25 protein-coding genes are annotated in these 20139 nt (G+C 36.7%); 1 reads left to right on the plus strand and 24 read right to left on the minus strand.

Features of this window, described 5'->3' with window-relative positions:
* A partial coding sequence (locus C7B89_RS19915; protein ID WP_147291547.1) for a hypothetical protein occupies positions 1-264 on the minus strand: 264 nt, incomplete at its 3' end.
* Between the two features lie 123 nt (positions 265-387).
* On the opposite strand from C7B89_RS19915, the gene C7B89_RS19920 reads away from it, so the two are divergent.
* A complete protein-coding gene (locus C7B89_RS19920; protein WP_115674440.1) occupies positions 388-789 on the plus strand; it encodes a hypothetical protein in 402 nt (133 codons plus the stop codon).
* A gap of 158 nt (positions 790-947) precedes the next feature.
* On the opposite strand, the gene C7B89_RS19925 is transcribed toward C7B89_RS19920, so the two are convergent.
* The 23 genes from C7B89_RS19925 to C7B89_RS20030 all read right to left on the minus strand — a co-directional run bounded on the left by C7B89_RS19925 (position 948) and on the right by C7B89_RS20030 (position 20139).
* A complete protein-coding gene (locus C7B89_RS19925) occupies positions 948-1628 on the minus strand; it encodes a M15 family metallopeptidase (RefSeq protein ID WP_115674441.1) in 681 nt (226 codons plus the stop codon).
* The gene (locus C7B89_RS19930; RefSeq protein ID WP_115674419.1) at positions 1625-1888 is read right to left on the minus strand and encodes a phage holin; all 264 of its coding nucleotides are present in this window, start codon (positions 1886-1888) and stop codon (positions 1625-1627) included. Before C7B89_RS19930 ends, C7B89_RS19925 begins: the two co-directional genes overlap by 4 nt.
* On the minus strand, positions 1885-2142 hold the full coding sequence (locus C7B89_RS19935; RefSeq protein WP_115674442.1) for a hypothetical protein: 258 nt from the start codon (positions 2140-2142) through the stop codon (positions 1885-1887). The genes C7B89_RS19930 and C7B89_RS19935 overlap by 4 nt, the downstream gene beginning before the upstream one ends.
* 412 nt (positions 2143-2554) lie before the next feature.
* On the minus strand, positions 2555-2749 hold the full coding sequence (locus tag C7B89_RS19945) for a hypothetical protein (RefSeq protein ID WP_115674444.1): 195 nt from the start codon (positions 2747-2749) through the stop codon (positions 2555-2557).
* A 16-nt stretch (positions 2750-2765) separates the two neighbouring features.
* Positions 2766-4571 (minus strand): phage tail protein, encoded by a 1806-nt coding sequence (locus C7B89_RS19950; protein WP_158539207.1) that lies wholly within the window; start codon positions 4569-4571, stop codon positions 2766-2768.
* A gap of 104 nt (positions 4572-4675) precedes the next feature.
* Positions 4676-4834, minus strand: a complete 159-nt coding sequence (locus tag C7B89_RS23135; protein WP_167444845.1) for a hypothetical protein — start codon at positions 4832-4834, stop codon at positions 4676-4678.
* Positions 4834-5154 carry a hypothetical protein gene (locus C7B89_RS19955; RefSeq protein ID WP_115674446.1) on the minus strand — a complete coding sequence of 107 codons (321 nt, stop codon included), beginning with the start codon at positions 5152-5154 and terminating at the stop codon, positions 4834-4836. Before C7B89_RS19955 ends, C7B89_RS23135 begins: the two co-directional genes overlap by 1 nt.
* 20 nt (positions 5155-5174) lie before the next feature.
* Positions 5175-6503, minus strand: a complete 1329-nt coding sequence (locus tag C7B89_RS19960; RefSeq protein WP_115674447.1) for a hypothetical protein — start codon at positions 6501-6503, stop codon at positions 5175-5177.
* Entirely contained in the window at positions 6503-7726 is a 1224-nt protein-coding gene (locus C7B89_RS19965) for a hypothetical protein (protein WP_115674448.1), read from the minus strand. Before C7B89_RS19965 ends, C7B89_RS19960 begins: the two co-directional genes overlap by 1 nt.
* 15 nt (positions 7727-7741) lie before the next feature.
* Positions 7742-10468: a hypothetical protein gene (locus C7B89_RS19970; RefSeq protein WP_115674449.1), complete on the minus strand. Its 2727-nt coding sequence runs from the start codon at positions 10466-10468 to the stop codon at positions 7742-7744.
* Positions 10469-10483: 15 nt separating this feature from the next.
* Positions 10484-11293: a distal tail protein Dit gene (locus C7B89_RS19975; protein WP_115674450.1), complete on the minus strand. Its 810-nt coding sequence runs from the start codon at positions 11291-11293 to the stop codon at positions 10484-10486.
* Positions 11290-14340: a phage tail protein gene (locus tag C7B89_RS19980; RefSeq protein ID WP_115674451.1), complete on the minus strand. Its 3051-nt coding sequence runs from the start codon at positions 14338-14340 to the stop codon at positions 11290-11292. Before C7B89_RS19980 ends, C7B89_RS19975 begins: the two co-directional genes overlap by 4 nt.
* 67 nt (positions 14341-14407) lie before the next feature.
* Positions 14408-14572, minus strand: a complete 165-nt coding sequence (locus C7B89_RS22975) for a hypothetical protein (RefSeq protein ID WP_158539208.1) — start codon at positions 14570-14572, stop codon at positions 14408-14410.
* A 32-nt stretch (positions 14573-14604) separates the two neighbouring features.
* Entirely contained in the window at positions 14605-14946 is a 342-nt protein-coding gene (locus C7B89_RS19985) for a hypothetical protein (protein WP_115674452.1), read from the minus strand.
* Positions 14947-14964: 18 nt separating this feature from the next.
* Positions 14965-15546, minus strand: a complete 582-nt coding sequence (locus C7B89_RS19990; RefSeq protein WP_115674453.1) for a major tail protein — start codon at positions 15544-15546, stop codon at positions 14965-14967.
* 19 nt (positions 15547-15565) lie between these two features.
* Positions 15566-15898 (minus strand): hypothetical protein, encoded by a 333-nt coding sequence (locus C7B89_RS19995; RefSeq protein WP_115674454.1) that lies wholly within the window; start codon positions 15896-15898, stop codon positions 15566-15568.
* Positions 15895-16254, minus strand: coding sequence for an HK97 gp10 family phage protein (locus tag C7B89_RS20000; RefSeq protein ID WP_244205731.1), 360 nt, complete (start codon positions 16252-16254; stop codon positions 15895-15897). The genes C7B89_RS19995 and C7B89_RS20000 overlap by 4 nt, the downstream gene beginning before the upstream one ends.
* A gap of 1 nt (position 16255) precedes the next feature.
* Positions 16256-16558, minus strand: coding sequence for a phage head closure protein (locus C7B89_RS20005; protein ID WP_244205732.1), 303 nt, complete (start codon positions 16556-16558; stop codon positions 16256-16258).
* Positions 16545-16784 carry a phage head-tail connector protein gene (locus tag C7B89_RS20010; RefSeq protein WP_244205733.1) on the minus strand — a complete coding sequence of 80 codons (240 nt, stop codon included), beginning with the start codon at positions 16782-16784 and terminating at the stop codon, positions 16545-16547. Before C7B89_RS20010 ends, C7B89_RS20005 begins: the two co-directional genes overlap by 14 nt.
* Positions 16765-17013, minus strand: coding sequence for a hypothetical protein (locus C7B89_RS20015; protein ID WP_115674456.1), 249 nt, complete (start codon positions 17011-17013; stop codon positions 16765-16767). The genes C7B89_RS20010 and C7B89_RS20015 overlap by 20 nt, the downstream gene beginning before the upstream one ends.
* Positions 17014-17039: 26 nt before the next feature.
* The gene (locus tag C7B89_RS20020; RefSeq protein WP_115674457.1) at positions 17040-18239 is read right to left on the minus strand and encodes a phage major capsid protein; all 1200 of its coding nucleotides are present in this window, start codon (positions 18237-18239) and stop codon (positions 17040-17042) included.
* Entirely contained in the window at positions 18239-18919 is a 681-nt protein-coding gene (locus tag C7B89_RS20025) for a head maturation protease, ClpP-related (RefSeq protein WP_208644744.1), read from the minus strand. The genes C7B89_RS20020 and C7B89_RS20025 overlap by 1 nt, the downstream gene beginning before the upstream one ends.
* 2 nt (positions 18920-18921) lie before the next feature.
* Positions 18922-20139, minus strand: coding sequence for a phage portal protein (locus C7B89_RS20030; protein WP_208644745.1), 1218 nt, complete (start codon positions 20137-20139; stop codon positions 18922-18924).

Here is a 20139-nt window from a genome sequence, read left to right on the forward strand (position 1 = left end):
ACTAATAGATTGGCTTAATTGGGATTTCTTTACACCATCTACATATACTGATCCTTTACCAGGTTGAGCCATATGCCAATACTGAATATGACATGCACCTTTTGTGTCTTTGCTACCATTAATTACTTTAGTATTACCTGAAATCGACTCATTATAGAACCCACTACCACAATAATCGGTTGCAGCTTCTGCTGTTGGTGATGATACTGCAAAGATAGATAAAACTAATGATAATACAAGAAAACTACTTAAAAATTTCTTCATTATTAAACCTCCTTTTGTTATAATATTGTTATACCAAAATATTTTGGTTAAATCAACAAAAAATTCCAGAAAAGTAAATTAATAGTTTTTTCTTATTTTTCTGAAATAACAGGAGGAGTTACTATGTTGGAATACGAATGCTATTCATTTAGTCGTTTATTTTTAAATAGCAATCTTGAATTCTTTTTTATACTAGGAGTAAATAATTCAGACAATTTCGATGAATTATGGGATGGAAGAAATATAGAAGTAATAGGATATACAGTGATTTATATAGATTCAGAAACAAATGAACAAAAAAATTTCATATATTTAATTGATTATGATAATAAAAAATATGATGATGCAATTAAGTACACAAAGAAATTTATAGAACATATGTCTTTATCTGATAAACTTTCTGATACAGAAAATTTTAAAATTATAAACACTGAAGTATATAGCAGAGTGGTTTCAGAACCGTATAAAGATTTTATAAAGGCTGTTGTGAAAAATGAAATTCCAGAGTTTATTTTAGACTTGTAAAATTAAAACCGAGTAGACAAAAATTGTCACTCGGTTTTGATTTTTCGGGATTAAGAAAATTATGTTTATCCCTTTGTTTACTAACATTTGCTACAAATCTAATGATTTAATAGGACAAGATAAACTTAAAGTTTTTAAACTTATCTGCATCTTTTGGTTTACATACGCTGCTGGATAATAATTTTTAAACCTTCAAAATCACCACTTGTCATTGTGCCATTATCGAATTTCTCCAACCAAGATTTATCAATCAAATTTTTATAGACTGCTTGTTGAATATAATCACGTACTGCATTTTCAGTTGTTGGATTTGTAAATTCCATAACATCATCATCCTTTTCTTTTGGTTTATCTTCAACAAATAGTTGCACTTTTAATTTGCTATTAGATGGAACAATTACTTGTCCTTCCAACTTGTATCCTTTTGGCATCTTCCATGATGTAGGAATCTCGAAATGTGGGGCATCATATTGTCCAGCAGGCCAATACCCTCCCCATGTGATTCCTAACCTTTTGGCGATTGCGCCGACCTTTGATAATGTAGATTTATCATATAGATCGCGAGGCGGAGCTACAGCAATATCCCACGCTCTACGCGATGTGTGATTACTCAATAACGTCCAAGTAACTTTATATAATTTATTTCCTGCATCATCAAAAAGCCTTGTACGTCCTTGCTCATGTAAATAATTTTGGCGTGCTTGGCTTCGATAAGTCTCCGTTATAAAAATGTCCACGATTCCAGCTTTGTAACATTCCTGGAATAATAGGCGACATGCTATTTGAGCAGCTGCAGTTAACTCACTTAAATCTCGGCATGTAGTTGTTACGCTTGTCACTTCACATCTTCCTTTCGAGGTGCATCATATTTAAGCGCCTGGGTACTGTCAGATGTACCAACAGTAGTCGGATCAATAATAATACCAAGCAATCCTAAAATGCTTAGAATTGTCTCTGAAATAGCTGTAATTTGGTCATTGTAAATTGTAATATCGACATAAAAAATGCCTGCGATCTGATTCGCAAGCACAAGTAATAATGCAATTAATGATACCCAAAATTGCTTATGTTGAAGTCGAACTTTCCAGTTAATTTTCATTCGCTTTCCCCTCGCTTGCCCTTTACCCCCGCAACTTCTTCTAGTACAACAATTCGTACTTCATGATTATTGATACGTTTTGCCGATTCTTTTGCGGAAGCATCTACTTCATGAAGATGCGTGTTTAGTCGTTCAATACCTGACGTTAAATTAATCAATGTCTTATTTAGGTTGTTTGTAATACGCCAAATAAACAGTAATCCTCCTACTAGTGCGGACACAATCGGCAACCAATTATTAACTGTCTCTATCATGACATGACATCGCTCCTTTACCTTTTTTAGTGAAAACAAAAAGCCATGAGAAGCATCGAAATACAGTAAGTGTACCGTCGTCCAGTTCGATTGCTCTCATAGCACATAAAAAAGCACTCTCAGTTGAAAGTGCTTTTTATTTTCTAAATTTCTGTAAAAACTTCATATTCGCAATTACTACAAATATATTCTGGAATTCCCTTGTTATTTAATTTCATTCTGATTAAATCTGGGCCTCCAATAACATGATCAAGTCTATCATATTCCTTATCCCATTGTTCATTTGATTCTAATTTGTTTTCATTGCACCTTGGGCACTTTATCATTTCATCAAACTCCTTTCTATTCAATAATACTAAGAAAGGATGATATTTCCTGTAATAAATTTTTGACAATAAAAATAACGCTAAGACTATGCTTGCGTTTCTGTCTGTGTATCTGCAACTGGCAACACACTAATTATGATGTGCTTATTGATAATTGCTCCACCGATATTTACAAAGTTAATTTTTTGATCATTTAATGTGGCTGTAAACGCAGCTACATCAAATTCGGCATTTGTTAAATTAATTGCCTGTCCATTGTTTAGTTGTACTTGATAATTCATAATATAATAATCTCCTTTATGTTAGTTTAACTGAACCCATTGTACTACCGTTTACTTTTACATATAAATACCCGCCTGAATATGAGATACCAATACCCGATGATTCTGCTCGCACAACACCCGATAAATTGGTAGAATAAGGAACGTTCAATGTTCCATAAATAGTATTGTATCCATTCAAGGTATTGTTAGAGCCGCTAAAATTTAAATAAGGTGCTGAGAACGTCATTTGTTCACCGTTATAGTAGATACCGTTGCCACCACCAAAATTAACTGATTTACTACCCCAACCTGATGTGCCTAAGTATAGATTATTTCCAATAGTTGCATCTGAACTAACGTTGATATTAGCGCCATAAATATTCCCAGCATAAATACTGCCTAAATCGCCAGTGATGTCCGATAACACTCTGACAGCCCCTACTAGGTTAATTTTCGATGCTTGTATTGTTGCCGACCACGGGTCAAGATTAATCTTGCTGACAATATTCGCTCCTGTAAAATCAGTAGCACTTACCTTTAATGAAATATTATAAGCGTTTTGGGTAATGCTACTTTCTGCGTTACTAAGTCGATTACCTAACCCATTTATAGACGTACCTTGTGCTGTTACTGTAGATTGAATTTGATCAGCACGAATATTAATCGTAGCTACCTCATTTGTAATACGATTATTAACGGACAAGTTAATTTGATCTGCTTTAATATTAACCTCGCCAATACTCTTGGTGTTCTGTTCAACTTTTAGATTGATTTCATTCGATTTTATTTCTAATTGACCGATTGACTCCCCGATTTCTTCAACTTCCATCGTGATACGGTCATTAGTTTGTTCGAATTTTGAACGTGTAATCTTCTTATTCTCGTCTATTTCAACCTTTTGCGAGATTAATATATCGTTAGTTGACTTCGGAACTGTATTACCTAACACCACTTTAGTCGTTCTTAATTTGCCATTGACGAATTGCTTTGTTAGCGATAGGATACGTGTCTGAAATTCCATATCTAATGGCTCGTAGATAAGCCATACACGTTCACCAAGTTCTTTGTCTAATAACTCAATGGAATCTAATTCAAACGTTACTTCTGGGTAATCTATCAATTGCGACTTCATATGCTCTAATAGGCTATCTGCATTCGAGAATCTATCATCATAAATCGGATCAGCTTCACGTTTACCGAACTTTTCCTCATTAGGGGATGTGTACGATACCCATAACTGACCACCACTTTCATTAGTAGCTCCGTAACCTTCCACGTAAGTCTTTAGTTTAGTCGTATCAACATTCTTACTTAATGCTTGTACATTGTGTCCATAGCGGTATTGAGCGTCATAATCTCCGCCTATTTTGTTTGAGAAGTGAACCCGATTATTCGATAAAATGACAAATTCGCATTTATATGTTTGACATAAGGCATTTATCATAGCTATAACATTGTTCTCGCCAAAGTTTTCAATAAGTCGGCTACCTGTTATGTCCGATGTAAATGTCCAACCTGTATCTTTAAGGACAAATGTCATAAACTCATTAAAGGTATGTGTGCCACCATAAATTTCATTTTGTCGCTTATCAACTAAATCAAAGAACGTTGATAATGCAATGATTTGCTTACCGTGTCGAGTTTCCTTTAGCTGTTTAACTCTAAAATCAAAATCATTTACAGTAACAACGCTTTCTTCTACTAGTATTGGATATGCAGGATTGTTATTTTTAAAAGAAGAAAAGGTAATTGAGTAATTACCCTTAATCTCCTGTTCCATTTCGAAGTTAGATACGCTATTTAACGGCTCGACTTGGTTTCCGTTTGTTACGTATATCACTTGTTCTTCCCCTCCTTTCATTTTTTCATTGACTGTTATAGTATTGAACGCTTACATGCAAAAATAAAAAGCATCCTTCAAACTAGGACACTCAAATTTTTGTATTATACGCCTTCTGTATTTTGTAAAATATAATCTTCAATCGCGATACGATAATTTTCGTTCGTAACATCATCTAGAATATATACTTGGTTAGTCTTTGGATTAAGCTCACCGTTCATTATACGTTCTGCTGCAATTTTTACAACAATTTGATTAATCATTATAAAATCCCTCCGACTTCACTATCTGTCTTTAATAAAAGAATATCTTCTTGTAATTGAGTAATTTGCTTTTGTTCTTCTGTTGGTTCAGGTACAGGATACATTTCGAAAACTGGTTCCTTTGTTTCTGGATTAATAGAGGCAATAAAATATTTCGTTGGATCATAGGAACTTACTTCTAAGTCTACGTAGGTTATTTGATCAACTATTTCTTGATGTGCTACAGGAAGAGTTGACACTGATACTTCGCCTGTTTCCCATAGTTTAGCACCTGTTCCAGAATCATAGAATATCCTATTACCTAATGTATAAGATGTCATTTGTTTTCCTCCTATCGTGGTTATTCATATGCTCTAACAGTGTACGTAGTGTTGTAGTACAATACAGGAATATCAAATTGCCAACTACCATTACCTAAGTCTGTAACATATGGCTTCATGTTGAATGTTGTTGTATTAGCTGACAGGTTGTTGTACATAGTCATTTTCACAGTTCCAGTACTATAACCGTCAGAAAAGCTAGTGTAGTACGATTCGGCTAAGTAATCACCTGTCCTAATACTGCGCACATGTATTATTGATGGGTTTGCAAATGGTATTGTGACTGTAATAAAGTTAAAATCAGTTGTGATTACACTACCCGAAAGAGCATTAAACTTTTTCTGTGCAACATTGCCTGATATAGTAGTTTCGTAATATTTAATTCCTGTTGGTATAGCATTAATATTAGCAACCATTGTAGCAAATGTAGCATCTGCTGAAGTGGCAACACCCTTACCAGTAATAGCGGTTGCTAAGTTTGCTTTACTATTACCTACATGTGTAAAAATTGACTGTTGAGGTGTAAAGTTATTTATCTGCTGAAATGCACCCACAGCAGGATTAACGCCTTGTAAAACGGAATAAGCATCCTGATAAACAGTGTCATATTGTACATTTACAGATAGTGTTGTAACCCCTTGTTTTTTGTCAAACGTTATAGTAACACCGCTTGATGTAGAACCTACTGCAAAAAGGAAGTTACTTGCAAATGTTGGAGACATTGAGACAATATTATAATCTAACAATATTGCTGCACTATCTTTAGTTCTTCCAACTAAGACATTGATTTCACAACCTCCTGCTGCATTAACTGTTCCATATGTTGAGGTTGCTGTAATCTTTAACACACCATACATATTTACGTTAGGGAAAATTAAAGCATACTGTTCTGATTTATCAACTATTGAAAATTGTTGTAAAGGGAATACTCTACGTGCAGATGTTTTTCCTAGATTAATAGTTGTGCTATTTGCATTATAAGTATTTACCTTCAAAGCACTATCAACTTCACTTTGCAACATCTTAACGGTTTCTGCTGATGCTGCTTTAGTACGTCCACCTTCAATAGTGTTGTCTACAATTTCAACCTGTTTAGCATGTGCTGTGCCATCTGCATCTACAGTTAATGTATCACTTGATTTAACGTGACCTAACGTAGTGGTTGTAGCTACTTTTGTAGCATGTTGTATTCGGTTAGTGTTAAGAATTTTCACAGTCTCAGCAGATGCAGCTTTTGTAGCACCACCAGTTGTAAGGTCATTTACAAGTTCTAGTGTAGGAATATTGAGACGGTCTTTCAAAGACTGTGCAAGTTGATTCCATGTTATATTATTAGCATTATATGCCATTAGATAGTCACCTCTTTATAACCAATGAATGTAGGCTCTAGTGAATGCAATAATGCACCTTCACCAAACCATGACATAGCCTTTGTTGATTTAAAATAATAACTTCCTGCTTGAGCAAAAGGTACATTGCCAAAGAATAAGTAGTCATAGCCTGTATCAACATCAAAATCTTTTACATATGGTGTGCCTGTATTATCTACACTTATTGTCAACATTACAGCAGTATACAGGGGGTAGCCTACATTATTTATAGTTATAGTACGTGTTGTAACAGTAAAATAAATTGCACCGTTACTATATTGGTTATTAGCACCCACAGAAGCGTATGTGTATGGCAAAGATTTTACAGTAGCAAGCGCTGATGCAGTAACTAAGTCTGATGCACGTAACACAATTGAATAAGCTTGACCTGTATTAGAGGTTGAATATACTACATAAACAAAAATGCCCTCTCTCTTAATACCCTTGCAAAATAAGTTTGCAAAAGTAGTATAAAAATAGCCTTGTGTGAATGACGGTAGCACACCACTAATATCAAATTTCATGAAATAATTATGATATGAATTATTTTTGAACAGTAAATATAAATCATCACCATCAACAAGAACACCGTTACTTTCAAGCGTGAAAGTTGCGTTTGCAGGCGCACCAGGAATGAGTGAAATCAATGCTACTAAATCAATTACCCCTAAATATTGACCATCATTATCTAATATATGCAACTTTCTGTCATTCCATAGAACACCAATTTTACCGTTAAATGATATAACATTCTCTCTACCTGCTGTTGAACTTGATGGTGAAATATCAGTCCTTTTCTTAACTATGTGAATATCGTTTTCAGGGTCTATAAAAACGTACTCCTCATTAGCTGTACCACCGCCACCTCTAGTAGCAAATAATACACCATTTACAAAAGAATAATTCGTTGAAGATTGTGTTCTACTTATAACACTGTTATTCAAGTCATAAACTACTATATCTTGATTCATATTACTATCAGCATTGCCATTAGGTACAACTGAAATAGTAAAATTATCTGTAAAAAGATTATTTGAAATTGACGCTGCTATAGGGTGCGGTCTGTTCACTAGTTTCATTGCATACTGTGGCTCATACCTTTTACCGTTGAACTCAATTACTCCTGAACCACCAGTACCCCCACCAGTGGCAGGGGCTTGTGTTAATCCATGCATGTTTAAATCTGATGCTAAGTTTACCATTTTTTTGTTCCTCCTTTACAATACTAGTGTAGCTTTTTCTACTACAGTATTTTTGCTGTCATATTGAAGTCTCCATGTGTAATCCACAACCACACCATTAATTTCACCATTCCATGTTAACCTATCATAATGTTGAACTGTTGGTGCTGATTTAGCTAACAATGAATTAATAACGTTGTTAACATTGTTAGGGTCTCTATACATGATTTCAACATATTTACCGTTAGTGTCAGGTTGCCTACGTTCAATGTTAAACAATGACATCCTAGTACGTAGATAATTAATATTTTCGTTAACATAATCGCTTAACCTTTTACCTGCTGATGCAGATAATACTTGCAATGGGTCATCAGTAGTTAAGTTATCAGCAATACGTGTGAATAATTTAACCCAACCACTATCCTGTAAAATAGTATCATCTTCAATAGACTGCATACGTACATTACGTGAATACATATTACCACTAGCAGCATGACTACAAATAAAGGAACGTAATGCATTACCATTTGAATCAATATGTTGAGCAATATATACAATGAATATCCCCAACCCTACAGGCATGATAGTGCTTGGTATACCAGTTACAGCTACTACAAAACAACCTGAAATCTTTGAGTTTAGCATTTCTACATCAGTGATATGTTGGATATTTTCAGTTGCTACACCGTGATATTGCAATAATTTATGCAAGTTTTTAACAGCCTCAGCAGATGCAACCTTAGTATTACCCCCTGTTGTGTAGTCGTCAACAATGTCAACGCCTATTTTAGTCCACGAATACCAAGCGGAGCGTGCGCCTCTACGAGTGAATACGTAAGCCTTTATAGTACCTAAGTAAACTTTTAAGGTTTGAGTTACTTGATCTGATGAATTACCTTCCTCAGCAATAACAGTGGTCTCTACAAAGATTCTAGGGTTTTGAAGTGCATCGTAAGGTAGTCCTACAGATGTCAACCAATCTTGAACGAGTTGTGTCTGTAGGCTAGCCACAAAGCAATTTATACCAAGTTGGTAAGATCCAGCTTGAGCACTAGGAAGAACAGGAGCGATGAACCTAACTAGGGTGTCGCCAGCAGCAGCAATAGCTTCTTTAACATCCTGTCCAAGTTTTGACATACTTACTGAACTAGGTGTCAAGAGTGTTCCACTAATTGCAGTATTTTCGTCCGTTGGTAAGTTCTTGAAAACAACAATATAGACATTGTTTTCAGCTATAGCTATTTCAGGATTATCAGGAATATTTAGTTTTGCACTAGATGAGTCTCCTGTAACATTCCATGAAGTAGGAGTAAGGTACACAGTATTGTGGAATACCATCATTGAGTCCGAATTGATGTCAAATGCACTATCAGGAATGTTCCAAGTTTTCTGTGATTCTATGGTAGTTTCCAGAGTGTATGCGTGAACTTCAGTTCGGATACTGCCACCACCGCCACCACCCTCTATCCATTGTGTATCACTTGACACGGTATCTGAGTCAGTATCAGTAACTACTACACGTGTATATGTTTTAGCTGTTTCTAAATCTGTTAAGCTATAAATCTTTGTTTCAATATTTGCCGCAACTTTAACAGACAAGTCACCTACATAGTCCTTATCAAGTGGTAGAAACGTGTTTGATTCAGGTGTAATATAAAACGTTCCACTAGTAGTCTTTGAAACTAACTCAGTCTCAGTAACAGTAGTTAATGACTCCGTATCATAACCTGCATCTTTCAACTGCGTGCGCAAGGCATTAACTTTGTCGGTCACTTGCTGTGATGTATCTGCTCCAACATAGAAAGCTGTAAGCTGTACATTCCCATCAATATCAGGTGACTGTCCATTTACAGTAGATACAGAGCCATCGCCATCTATCCCACGTTGCGCCAGCATAATCCAATCCGTATTTGTTAATGAAGGCTTTGAGTTCGTATTCGCTTTAGTAGCTTGCCATGTCGAGCCATTTTCGGTTACAACATTATTTCGTTCATAGGCAGTATCCGCGCTCCATACTGTAGCCGTACCCCATCCTTTAATTGCTTCTGTTGCTTGTTCTGCTCCCTCTGCGGCAATGTTAGCGCGTTCAGTAGCGTTATCAGCGTTTTGTACTGCTGTATTAACTTTCGTTTCTGCTTCTGTAATGGCATTGAACGTCGCTTGCGTATTATCTGTTGTTGCTTTATTGGATGCTTCGATAGCCACTTGAACATTTTGTAATGAGGTATCCACTTTAACGGTCATATCAGCTAAACTTGCACTAATCGTATCGTTTATATTTTTGATTGCTTTTTCAGTTTCTTCTAATGAGAACTTTGCTGCATCTTTTGCCTCTACAGATGCTTGGGTAGCACTTACAGTCGCATCATTCGCATTTTGAGTAGCTGTCATAGTGGCTTGTTTAACTAAATCTAAGTCCGCAAGGGCAACCGTTACATTGTTTACTGCCTCCAATGCTTTTTGACTAGCGATATTTGCGTTTTGCGTAGCTGTTTCTGCTTCTTTTGCTTTCGCATCTGCGTTATCTGCGGCTTTATTAATAATAACAATTAATTCATCCGTTTTCCGTTGTGCTTCTGCAATGTTATCTAATGCTTTATGAATAGCTTCAAGAAGTTTTTGAACGTCCTCGCCGCCAGCTAACATATTGATTTGATACTGCATTTCCGTTAATCCTGCGATAATTCTATCCCAGTTTTCATTAATCTTAATGCGTTCTGTACGATTAATAGGATTGCCAGTATTATTTAAAATGATCGTCAAGTTCTATTCCCCTTTCTATAAATATAGGAATCTAAAATTAAAATCGACAGATGATACCGTTCCACCAGTAATGGTAAAATGGTTTTCTCCTGCCGATAATCGGATTAATTTCTTGTTGGTATTCTTAAATACACTTGTGCCATTTTTAAAGGATTGCACACCCTTTAAAACGAGTATGTCATTAGCTGTAAGACTACCGTTGTAAATATAAACATCCCCCGTAGTTTCGTTCGTAATCACTACAGAAGATGCAAAAGTGCCTTTTAATGTAATTTCTAATTCGCTTTGTCTTGGGTCAATATTGACATTGCCTACATTCTTAACGACGAATGAATTTGCGTTAAACGAATATTGTAAATCATCGTCCCACGTAATTTGACCATTCCACGCCCACTTATTATCGTCCCATTGTTTTAAAGAACGTGTATCTGCAACGGACTCACCAAAAACATTCACACAGGTAAATTCCACTTTGAAGGAATCCATATGTTGATTTGGTGTCACCTCAAATGATTGATTTAAACGTACCAAATAACGTTTATAAGGCTCATTCTTAAAAATGATGAAAAATGATTCTTTACGTGAAAACAAAGCATTAATTTCGTCACGTAACAAGTAGTAATCGTATATATCATAGGATTGATACAATAATTCAACCGTTATCACTCGATCAGTAAAGGTAGTATTTAGAAATATTGAACCGTCTCGCCCCTCTACTGATTCTGTCGTATGTGCTAATGAGATAGAAGGAATATGATGATATAAGCGTTTTAAGCTATACTTTTCAATGTCTAGTTGTCTACCATCTAAAAGTTCAATAATCATAAATTTACTCCTTTCGTTATAGCGTTAATACTTGCTGAGTTGTATTGCATGCTGTTGATCGTATCGAATGTTATTTCGCCTACTAATTGACCGTCCATATAAACTGGAGAAGGTTGTACATACACTATTTGCGATTGAGGGGTCATTTGCTGAGCAATTCCTTTTCCTATGCCTGCTAAAACTTTTGGTGTCAAAGGTAAAATTGCTTCTGCTCCTGCCTCTCCCACGCCTTGTAGTCCTGCATTTGCTGTATTGAAAATGGTAGGTGAAGTAAAGATACCGCCTTCTGCATTCCATTTTATGCCTAATTTCGGAACACTCGGAGGATTCAAGCCGAACTTACCATCAATCGTGAAGGAAGGAAGTTTTGGCATTTTAATTTCGGGAAATTTTAAAGACAATCCACTAAAGAAACCTTTAATCGCTTTAATTGCTTTATCAATCCCCTCTTTAGCGGCATTTACAGGATTAAGCATTAAATCCTTCAATGCGCCAAACTTATCAGAAACCACAGTCCATACATTTGTTGCAACTGTAGATATTGTTTGTTTTAGAGAATTAAAAGCGTCTGTTGCGCCTTTTTTTGCCGCATTTACAGGCGTCATAATAAAGTCTTTTACCTTATCAAATGCCGATTTAGCAAAGTTAGCAATTGCATCCCATAGTCCTTTTAGTTTGTCGCCCATGGATTTCATTAACTCAACAGCTTTATCACCGAATGACTTAAACACTTTCAAGATTTTACCTATAAACCATAGTTCTACTATGTTCCAAATTGCTTGAACAGCTCCCGATAGGAATTGTTTAATGCCTTCCCACATTTTCGACCAGTCGCCTGTTAATAGACCTGAGAATGTTTTGATCAATCCCATGATGACATTTAAAACACCGTCTATTACACTCTTAATATTATTCCAGGTATCTTGAATTAAACTCATGATAAAAGGCATGACAAACTCAAATACAGCTTTAATCGTATTCCACACATTTGTTACTGCTTGAAGGATAGTAGCTCCGTTTTCATCCCAGAATGATTTGATTTCTGCTAATTTCTCTTGAATAAAGGTGACTACTGCCCCTAATGCGGCGGACACAACTTCTTTTATCGCTGAAAATACAGAATCAACAATGTTTCTAAATGATTCAAACTCAGTATAAGCCCACACTAGCGCAGCTATTAAAGCGGCAATTCCTGCAATAATTAATGTTACTGGAGATGTTAAAATGGCTAACGCGGCGGTCAATCCTCCTGCGCCTGCGGTCAATGTCATAATGACAGGGGCTAACGCCATACATGCAGCTACAATTCCTGCAATAACTGCTCCTACAGACAATAAAATTGCCACAAGTGTGGTATTTTCAGAAGCCCAATTAGCTATCTTTGCAATCACTTGAGCTATATCGGCCAATAACGGGGCAAATGATTCTTTCAGCTTGCCAATAGCGTTACCTAACGCATATGCTGCATCTGCTTTCATTTTTGCAACATCATCATTGAATTTATTCTGCATTTCATCGGCTGATTGTAAGTGGTCATTCATGTTTAAAATAGTAGCAGCTATATTTTCCCCTTGGTCTTCCCACATCGTGCCAAATAGTTCAACCCCTAGGGCATTTCGTGCCACATCATCTTCAACATTCATTAAGTATTGCGTCATATCTTGAAACGCTTTATTACCTTTTTCGCCACCTTGTGCTATCGCAACACCCCACTGACGGAATTGCTCTTCTGAACCGCCAATAATTTGTAATGCGTCTGCCATAGATGCTGATAAACCTGCACCCATTTCTGCAGCTTTTATACGACCTTCCTTAAGACCATCCAAAAGATTATCAATATTCCAAGTACCCGTTTCTACTCCTGCCGCCATGATTGCTTGTACTTGTTCAGCATCAAAGCCAGCACGTTGTAACTGCCCGCCATATTCTGCAATAATATCTAGCTGTTCTGGAGGGAAACCTACACTTAATAATTGGTTAGTCAATGCTAACGCATCTTGTTGAGATATTTTAAGTTCTTTACCAATTTCATGTGACTCTTGGATTAGCTCTTTAAAATCAATTTCTTTATAAGCCTTAGAGATCATGGAAGCACCTTGGATAATCTCTTGGTTGGTTTCGATAGATGCTCCTTTATTAAGAGTTAGTTGTCTACGAACGCCCTCATAGGCGGCTTCTTCATCGCCAATCGCTACAGTAGTCTCCATAATTGATTGACGTACGGCTTTTGTATCTTCTTCATTAAGATTCATGGAAATATCAATGTTAGTGTTAAGTGTTGAAACGTCCAACGCTTGTTCAAATGCTAAAGCTATACCACCACCAGCTACTAAGCCTGCGGCAACGCCTTTTAATTTGTCTCCAAAGCCATTTACCTCATCCCCTGCCTCGTCTGCGGCTCTAGCAATTTGGGCAAACTCCTGTCTTACACCATTTAGACCACTACTATTAATCTGAGTCATTGCTTGACGCATTTGTCCTATATCTGCACTTGCGCCTAAAGCCTGTCTTCCCATTAAATTTAACGCTCTATTAATTTGATCTGCGCTTGCTGTCCCATTTGAAATAGCTGTCGTTAATCGCGTACCTAATACATCTGCAAATTGACTTACTTCTGTACCTGTCGCTTGAAAGAATGTTTGTAAATCCTTGTTCGCGTTCTTTAATCGGTCATATTCTTGAGCTGTCGTTTGAATCTGTGTCTGATACCCTTTTAATGTCGCCTCTGTAGTAGATAATTCTCGTTGAAAAGCACGATATTGTTCTACCCCAATATCACCGTTTTGAAATTGCTGTTCTACTTGGGCTTGCGCCTGTTTTAGGACATCTAAACGCTGAGAAGTATCTTGGACAGCTTGCTGTAATAATGACTGCTTCTGTGTATAGAGTTCCACACTTGAAGGGTCAAGTTTCGCGGCTTTGTCTATATCTTTTAATTCTGTTTGCGTCTTTTTTGCCTGACTGTCTACGCCTTTTAATGCGTTTTGTAAGGGCTGCGCGTTACCGTTCAACTCTATTGTGATACCTTTAATATTTTTTCCTGCCAACTAGTTATCCTCCTTTCTAAAAATTTCAAAATAAAAAAGGGCTTGCCTGTTGGCACACCCTTCTTCATTATATTTTTAATGCGTTAATATCAGTTTGAGTTGCTTTTCTAACAGTACCCTTTTTACTGTCTTTCGTACCCATCATATCTGCATACAATTGGATGTGATCAAGTACCATCCCAATACTAAGCCCATCCATTTCGGCAATCGTTAATTTCGCCATCTTTGCCATTAATAAATATTGCCCTGTTGACGGCTCGTTATTTACTTCTTGGGGTTTGTTTTTTTTGGGGCGTTCGTTGTAAAATTCATCTGAATCAACGGCATCAGTTCTTTAACGACATCTGCTACAGGGAAACCATCCTCAAATGAATCCAACCACGCTTCCATATCAGGCAGGCTATCATCTGCTTTTTTCGCTAAAGCATACGCAATCCGATAGAGAGGTAATAGGCTAGGTGACTCTCCCTGTGCTTGTGCCTTTTCTAGTTCCATGAAGTCTTTTAAAAAGTCTGAGCCAAACATAGACATATACAGAATAGGTGTAGCTCCAGTAACTTTGAATTTTACTTCTTTATCATAAATTTTAACTACTTTTTCTGCCATGACAGGTCATGCCTCCTTTTAAGGTGTAACAGGTGTGGTAGTGTCTACCGGCTCTACTACTGCATCATAGAAAGCGTCATAAATTGCTTTGTCTGTTGCTTCCCCTGTATTCCATCGAATTGCTTTATCAGAAGTACGAGGTTTCGCGGTAAACGTTAATTCTTGACCTTCAATTTCAATCGACTCGGCTACTGTTGCGGCTGATTGTGAAGGACGTGCTACAGTTACGTCATAGTAAACAAAGCGAGTTGCTTGTACGTCTCCATCTACCTCAAAGAGTAAAGCAATATCTTTCGCTTTAGCGTCAGATGCTTCTAGGAAGCCTCCGTTCACCATTTTTTCTCCTAGTACATCAGTACGGAATTGGTCTGTAACCATTGCAATCGTTAGCGTACCTTCATAACCTGTATTGGAGTTACGTGAGAAGAAAATTCCATTGTCTGCATAGAAGTTCATCGGATCGCCTGTTGGACTCATTTCAAGTGAAACAGCCCCTTCAATGCGTACTGGTTTCGCATACGTATAAGTGCCATCTTCATTTCTTGTAATGACTGAGTAGTGGACATTTGTAAGACCATATAAAACACGATTTTTCGCCATAAATTTATTCATTCTCCTTTTAGTTTATTAAAGTAATGTAGTACGTTTTTTGGAACAGCTTTTCTGTATCTATATACGTTTCATCTGTATCATAGTAAATAGAATGACTATCCAATAACGCTTCCATTTCTTGTTCTAATGTTAGATTTTTGTTATCTGTATACATTTCAATACGATAATCAATTATTTTTTTCCATACCTTATTATCAGCACCAAAGTTATTGCTATCTTCTTCGAGAAAAATCACAAAAGGCGGATTAGGCGCAGGGCTTTCAGGCGTATTATGAAATTGAAAATAAGAGACAGGAACGCTTAATTGCCCTAATAGTTTCGCTAGTTCCTTTACATTCAACGATTTTCAACCGCCTTTATAAGACCCTTTTCAAAGTCCTTAATTGCTTGTTCCTCTACTGGCTTAATATGCGGCATAGCTTTACTACGTCCGCCATTTCGTAAAGTATGACCGTGTTCTAGTAAATGGGTAAGTTGATAGGAGGTAGCATTATGGATAATATAAGCCCCGTTCTGCTTCTTAACCTTCCAACCTTTAGCGTATTTTCCTGTCTTACCGACTGGCGAAGTTTGTTTCAACTTTTGCACACTTTCTTCTGCTACTTTCCTTGCAACCTCATCTATTTCTTCATCCACTATATTTGCATACATAGCCAATTGTCGGTTAATTTCTTGAACAAACTGATTACTATCCACACTACACACCTACTTTCTTTTCACAATATAATTCAATATTTTCGCCTTTTTCATAAGTACGATACACCGCGTATTTTTTGTTATTGTAAATGGCTGTTTGTTCGTCATCATAATCAGCAAGGCGCATAATAAAGACATACTGCGGCTTAAAGCCGTTTTGCCCTGCATTAAAGAACTCTGATTGAGAAACGCTTTTCTTATCGCAATAGACTTGTCTTCTTACCTCTTGTTTAATTTCCTGGTGAAGTTCATCTTTTACATATTTAACTTGTACAAGTTCCATAACATCTTTAAACATCGCCATTGTACTCACCACTTAAAGACAAGTGAGATTTCAAATATTCATAACTTGCTTGGTACTTCTCACTCTCTTGATTTTCAAGCCCGAATTGTGCTTTACAGTATAAAGTTACTGCACGGAGGATTAATTTATCATCTGGTAAATTATTTACAACTCCAGATAATTTTAAGTCCAGTAATGCAGCATCAATTAAGTCCTGTAGTTCATCATCAAACTGATCGTTTATCATTCTTAGCGACTTCTTTATTTTCTGTAACATTATGATCGCTCACTTTCTTAGAACGACTTGTACTACGTTTAGGCGTATCCTCTCTTAGTGCTTCCTCGTTCAGTTTGATATAGCCTAATTCCGATAACTTCTTTACTTTCGCTGTATCTTCCGACATATAAAAAGAGGCAGGGAAAAGTAAATCCCCTGTCTCCTTATTAATAAACGGTTTCAATACTAAATGTTTCATATCTTAACACGTCCTTCTCGTTTGGATTATGCACTAGGAGCTACTAATACTAGGGCGCGCTCGTCCGTTACTGCACCATCCATAATCGAATGTCCTAAGAATTGAGTTGTACGTGCTTTTAAGTCTTTATCTGTTTCAACCGTAATCGGTTTTACTTCGTTTACTGCGTAGCCTTTTTTAGCATTACCGAACACAAACATGTTATCAGGTACGCCACCATCCACTTTTACAGGGAAACCAAATAAGCGACCTACGCCACCTACTGCTGGGTCTGCGATAAAGATTGGGTTACCATTCCCATCTAGGATTGTCGCAAGTTTATTCCATACAGTAGCATTGTTAGCGTAAATCGCTGCACCGTTAGCAAATTGAGATTTTAGCATACCGAAAGCTGTTGTTAAATCAGTATATTTTAAGCCTGCTGTTGCATCATACTCTACTTTTTGGGCTGTCGTACTTAATTCCGTAACCACACCTTTGAATTCATCTGTACCGTTACCTGTGAATACCTTAGAACCAACTAACTCACCAATACGATCCACTAATTCGTCTTTTAAGTATTGCATGAACGCTGGAACTGACATTGACTCGATTTTAAAGGATACTTCGATTAATTTAGCGACTTCTTTTCCTTCTAAGCGAACATCAACAAACTCGTTTTCCTCAACTTCTGTCGCAGTCTTTTCGCTGTAGAATTTTGCATCCCCTGATTTGATCGCTTTATGTTTTGGTAAAGTTAAAACGCCTTTGTAGAAGAACTTACGAGCATCACCGAAGAATGGATGTTCCTCTGAGATAAGACCGATAATTTCATCGACAACGTGTTTTGGAATCACTACCTGGTTATCCTCTGCATACGTTACATTGTTCATTTCTGTAAATACTGCTTGTTCGTTAGCGGATAGTGGCTTATTCATGACTGTTTTTGCAAAGGCATTTTCCATTAATTCTAATTCGTTTAAAGATTTGTTTTGTACGTTTTCAACTTGTGTCATAGTCGTAAGTTCCCCTTCATTAATTGATTTGTTTTCAATGTCGATCATTGTTTGTTGTTTTAATGCGTTCAAGTTGGCAAGTTCTTTTTGTGTGTTTTCAAATTGATTGTCTAGTGCTTCAATTTCTTGCATTTTCAATTGAGAATCTTCGAATTTACCCTCAGTAATTAAGGCTTCTGCTGCTGTTACTAACTCATTGCGTTGTGCTAAGTATTGCTCTTGTTTCATCATTATTTAATCTCCTTTAACTTTAATAAATTTAACTGCGCTTTTAGTTGCGCTGTTTGTTTGATTTTTGCTTTATTCTCTTTAAAGTCATTAATTAGTTGTTCGGGTAACATGCCGATGGCACCGCCATTCGCGACTAAGGCTACTGGATCAATTGAATTTGTTTTATCCTCAAACATAATAGAATCAATAAAACCTAACTCTTTTGCTGTTTGCGGGCTGAGCCACGTTTCCTTGTCCATAAGTTCGAGAATTTCTTCTTTTGACTTACCTGTTTTTAATACATAGGCGTTCGCAATCGTTTCATTTGCGTTCTTTAGGATGTCTGCGACATGTTCATGATCGTGATAATCGCCGCCTGATTGTAAGGATACATTGTGTATCATCAGTTGTGCCGTTGGGCTAATCTCTGACTTACGAGCCATAGCAATAATAGAAGCTGACGAACCTGCAAAACTATAAATCTTAATCGTGACGTCTCCTTGATACGCTCGTAAAGCTGTATAGATTTCACTACCAGCAAATACATTGCCTCCACCAGAATTAATGATTACCTCAATAGGCTCATTCCCTACTAATTGACTTGTAACATCGTTCGGACAAGTTGCCTCTACACCGTACCAGTCATACATTTCTTTATGATCGTTTAATACAATAGCGCCTTTAATATTAATTTTCTTCAATACTATTCACCGCCTTTCGTTGTAGCCTTATCTGTAGTTGTACCGTTTTCTTTTTCTTTTGCTGTATCCAATCGCAATAAGAACTCGTTACCATGTTCCACTGGATGCATATTTAGCACTTTACGCATTTCATTAGGCGACATGATAGCGCGGTCAACTAATGCCGTTAACGCTAATTTTGTTTGCATAGAAGCAAAAGCTAAGTCTGACCCTTCAAATATGATAGAGTTGCCAAATGATCTCTCTTTACGAGTAAATAACTTTCGAGTGAACTCTGTTGAAAGCTGTTTAACAATCGGCTCAATACTTGTTTCATAAAACGCAATCCATTCACTTTCCGTATACTTCGCTTGAATGATTTTTTCGTTAATATTGAAATATGAGTAGATGCGATTGTTCGATTCTTTCAGTAAATCTGCATTCGGCATGTAAGACTTAGGCTCTACACGTTCAGCGTCTACTTTAGAATCCACAGAAGCCGCGCCTGCAAAATCGGCTGTTTCAATGTCTAAGTAAGTATCCACAAATTCTTTTGTCTTTGCTTTCATATCTTTCGGACTTAAATTGTTTTGGAACTTCAATAGCCATTGAACGGTATTACTGTTCTTAATGGCTTTGATAATACCTTGGTCCACTGTTCCGACTAGTTCCATCATTTTTGATAGTGATTCAACGTTACTTGTACCAAAAATTTCATTTTCGTTGTAATCTTGTCGTAGATGAATAATATCCTTGTAATCAAACGTGACCGTATTGCCATTCTTTAATTGGAATTGTAGATAGAGAACATTACTTGTACTCTTTAACACTTGTACGCTATTAGATACAATCGGATATAGTCCGATAGGATAACCCATGTCGTCACGATTAATATAGATAAATGCGTTATTGTTTAGCTCTAATTGCGTGACAACCTTTTCTAGCATCTGTTGCATCGACATCATCGGATTAGGCTCTTCCAATAAGAACTTCATATATGCCTCTGGATTTACCTTTAATCCTTTGGTATCCTCTCGGATATGTTTTGCTGTAGACTTTGCAATAGTTCTCGCTTTTACTCGAATAATTGAACGTACTAAATCGTTGTTATAGGTATGACCATCCCATGACGTAAAGCCATTCCCTGTATCAGACGTCAACATCTTCAAGCTAGAACCACTACTAACTTTTATACTGTCGTTATTCTTCATGCCTAACCAATTTTTAAATCCTATCTTCAA

The organism is Lysinibacillus capsici (genome assembly GCF_003367505.1).
GTDB lineage: Bacteria > Bacillota > Bacilli > Bacillales_A > Planococcaceae > Lysinibacillus > Lysinibacillus capsici.